The sequence below is a fragment of the Sphingomonas elodea ATCC 31461 genome (genome assembly GCF_000226955.1).
GTDB lineage: Bacteria > Pseudomonadota > Alphaproteobacteria > Sphingomonadales > Sphingomonadaceae > Sphingomonas > Sphingomonas elodea.
Genome location: NZ_AGFU01000122.1, coordinates 1 through 1411 on the forward strand (window position 1 = coordinate 1; position 1411 = coordinate 1411).

The 1411-nt window shown below is 68.4% G+C and carries 1 protein-coding gene; it reads left to right on the top strand.

The genetic code is table 11. The features are described from left to right. Nucleotides 1-418 precede the first annotated feature (418 nt). The coding region (locus KK7_RS0119300; RefSeq protein WP_040599427.1) for an ROK family transcriptional regulator at nt 419-1411 on the top strand (993 nt) is incomplete at its 3' end.

Here is a 1411-nt window from a genome sequence, read left to right on the forward strand (position 1 = left end):
ATCGGTCTCGGCATTCCTGCTGAACCGCTCTTCCGATCTACCAGATCGGGCTTCACCCAGGCGGACAGCGTTATCGGCGCACCGGAGCGCAGCAGCGCGTCGGCGCCGGTCAGCGGGCGGGAAATGCCGATGCCGCCGGCGAGGAAGCTGGCATTGTACGGGCCGCCATTGTCGGGCTCGGCGGCCTGCACGGCCGTCATGGCGAGCACGGCGGCGCCCACGAGCATCGCGCGGGTGAACTTGCGCATCGGTCTTCCTCCCCAATTGTGCGCCGGGCCCACGCGGATCACGCCCCGGGCTGCACGCTTTGCCGCATCGGCCACGCCGCCGGTTTTATTCACCAAATTTAGTAATTCAACCGCCGAGATCGTCTCGGCGCTTGCACCCTGGCCGCAAATCGACTGTTATCGCAACCATCATGACGAGCGGCCGCCCTCCAATCCGCCTTTCGGGCACCAACCTGGAACGAGCCGCTGACCACAACCAGCGGGTGACCCTGCACGCCATCCGCGCGAACGGATCGCTGACCCGGGTCGATCTCGCGCGGATCACCGGCCTTACCGCCGCCGCCATCGCCAACATCACCAAGCGGCTGCTCGCCGACGGGCTGATCCAGGAGGCCGGGCGGCGTTTCGGCGGGCGGGGCCAGCCGCCGACCAATCTGATCATCAACCCCCAGGCCTGCTACTCGCTGGGCCTCAATATCGACCGCGACCATGTCACCCTCGTGCTGGTCAACTTTCTTGGCCAGACGGTGGCGCGGGCTGCCCGCGAGATCGATTTCGCGCTGCCCGAGCAGGTGGCCGATTTCTACCGGGCGGAAGTCGGCGCGCTGCTCGCCTCCGCTGGGGTGGACCCTGCCCGCATCGTCGGCCTGGGCGTCGCCAGTCCCGACGATCTCGGTCTGATCGAGCTGCCCGGCATGCCCGAGGCCTATCGGCGCTGGGAGGAGACGGACCTCGCGGAGCTGCTGTCCGATCCGCTCGACCTGCCGGTGTTCGTCGAGAACGACGCCGCAGCGGCCGCGATGGGCGAGCTGCAGCTGGGTCTGGGCCTGCAGCATAGCAGCTTCTTCTACATCCTGATCTCATCGCAGCTGGGTGGCGGGCTGGTGATCGACAGCGACTATTTCCGCGGCGCCACCGGGCGCAGCGGCGAGCTGGGCTTCCTCACCCACCGCGATGCGGACGGCGTGGTGCGGCAGATCCAGACGCATGTCTCGCTCTCCGGCCTTGCCGCACCGCTGGCGGCGGCGGGCTTCAGCGTGCCGGACATGCTCGCCTGCGACGGCAGCGATCCGGGAATCGAGGCGGTGGTCGATGCGTGGATCGAGGAAGCGGCGCGCCTGCTCGTCCAGCCGCTGCTCGCGGTGAACTGCCTGATCAACCCGGAGGCGGTGCTGATCGGCGGG